The 2,304-nt window shown below is 31.7% G+C and carries 1 protein-coding gene and 1 pseudogene; both read right to left on the minus strand.

All coding sequences use genetic code 11. The annotated features are described in order from the left end of the window. Positions 1-1,113 precede the first annotated feature (1,113 nt). Positions 1,114-1,428, minus strand: a pseudogene (locus COZ07_RS10625) (cell filamentation protein Fic); the annotation flags it as partial. A gap of 122 nt (positions 1,429-1,550) precedes the next feature. Next, positions 1,551-1,916 carry a VOC family protein gene (locus COZ07_RS10630; RefSeq protein WP_406608538.1) on the minus strand — a complete coding sequence of 122 codons (366 nt, stop codon included), beginning with the start codon at positions 1,914-1,916 and terminating at the stop codon, positions 1,551-1,553. Positions 1,917-2,304 lie beyond the last annotated feature (388 nt).

Consider the following 2,304-nt stretch of genomic DNA (forward strand, 5'->3'; position numbering starts at 1 on the left):
AATCTAGAATAGACATTGGATTTCTCTCCTTTTATATAAACCATTAAAATAATTTTAAAACTGAAAAATTTATAAATCTCAGTTAAAACAATGAAATTATTTTAATTATAACCTAATCTTCTCTATATTTAAAGATAAGAAAAAAGCTCTTTGGATATAGAGGAGGTAAAAAATATTAACTATTTTGAAAATTTGTGGGTACTGATACAAAAAAGACTCGCCTTGTTATTTGCAGGGCGAGTCTTTTAGGAGGTATTAAAAAATGAAAAAGCTATCAGTTTTTTTGTTAATAGCTTTCAAACGAAAAAAATTATATCATATTTTATATCAATGTCAAATAAATTTGTAATTTGTAGTTTTTTATTTAAATTAAATTACAAAATTACGAGAAGCGAAGCAGACCTTCCCTGCACAAGCTCTATTAAAAAAATAGAACAGGAGAGATGTCTGTCATTGGAATGAAGCTTGAAAACAATTTCATATGTCCTTATTTTAGTAGATTCTAAAGTAGAGGGGTAGTGTAATTTTTACACTACCCTATATGTTATAAGGGTTTCAAGAGGCAGAATGCGAGATATCGCTTGTGGCGCATTATTTTAAGTCGAGCTATGGTTTTACCCCTCAAAAATGGCTTTTTTTAGCTAAATTATCACCCCTTCAAAATCTGAAAGTGGTTATTTATAATGGTTTCGTGATTTTGGGGAGGTAAAAATAGGCTAAAAATAGGGGTCGTAATTGCCAATTTTTCGAAAATTGAGACGCAAAAAAAGGCACTCTACGTGCATATTTAGGGCATCCCTGAAGGGGTTCTAAAACCCTTGTAAATAAAGGCTTATCTGTCATTGCGATTATTTGTCATTGCGAGGAACGAAGTAAACCTGCCCCTGCGAAAGCAGGGGAAGCAATCTCGTTGTCATCCTTGCCCTTCTCTGTCATTCCCGCGCAAGCGGGAATCCAGGTATTTCTTTGCACCAAAAGACCAAGTCCTTCTGTCATATAAATATAATTATTTATATGAAAAATGGGGGATTAGATTATCATATCCATTAAAAAAAGTTTGAAAAAGTTATCGAATTTATTGAGCTAGGAAAACCGTCACCTGTTCCCAATCAAATTGACGCGATAGCTAAAGGAAATAATAGCATCAAGGTTATAAAACTTTGTTTGATATTTTTTTCCATCATCGGCAGTATGTTCCAAAATGGAACTAACTGAATTTTCTTGCAATTCTCCACTTTCAAAGATGTTTTTTAGTTATTTGGTGATAACGGAGCAATCTATCTCGAATAATTCAGCAATCTTTGCTTGTGTAAGCCAGACATTTTCATCGCGCAAAAATATCTCCACTTTCACCTTACCGTTTGGCGTAGTGTAGAGCAGAAATTCTGTAAAACTGTTTTGTTTAGCAATCTGTTTATTCTTTTTCATAATTTTATACCTCAATCTCGCCGCTCATCAGCCGCGGCAAAAGTAAATCCCTGAGCAGAGCAATTAAAAAAATTGAGAAGGAAGATGAAAAGTGATATTGCAAGACTTGACCCCATTATATTTTATTTTATATTTTCAATAAATTGAATTTTTATTCCATTTGGGTCGAGTATATATATAAACTTAATAGAAGGATTTGGTTGGAATGGTCCTGAATGTATTGGGATATTTTTTTTCTTCAATATCTCACTAATTTGTTCAATTGAATCAACTACAAAACCCAGAGAAATATCTTTTCCAATAGCAATATCATCAACTTTTGTATTGTAAATCAATTCTATTTGTGTTTCACTAGATCCCAGAAAAATAATTTCCATATCAGAGTTTGGCTTCATTCTCCTATTAATATTAAGACCAATGATCTCTTGATAAAAATGCAATGATTTTTCCATGTCCTTTACATTGATAGTTACCCAACAAAATTTCATTTATGCCTCCTTAAAATATAGATATTAATTATATTACATTGCACATAACGTTTCAGGATATCTGATGTTCAGCCCCCTGACTTTCGCACAACTTAAAATAGCCGGACTACTTTGTTTATGCGTTCAACCTGGTATATTTTTCAAGTACTTTATTTCAATATAATATAATTTTTCTATATTTATTATACTACAAATCTTTTATAAATCTTTTTTTTAAATAAAAAAGCCCTTCGGCAAAATGCAAAGGACTATAAATATCTGGTTCCCCTTTTTGGATACGTTTCGAATTTTTAATTTAAATTATAGCATGGTTAATAAGCCCGTAAGATTCCAAGGGGGGCAGGCTTCACAACTTCACATGCTTTCCAAAAGAAATATTCTTTTTGTC

This window comes from Candidatus Infernicultor aquiphilus (assembly GCF_002784285.1).
Classification (GTDB): Bacteria; Atribacterota; Phoenicimicrobiia; order Phoenicimicrobiales; family Phoenicimicrobiaceae; genus Infernicultor; species Infernicultor aquiphilus.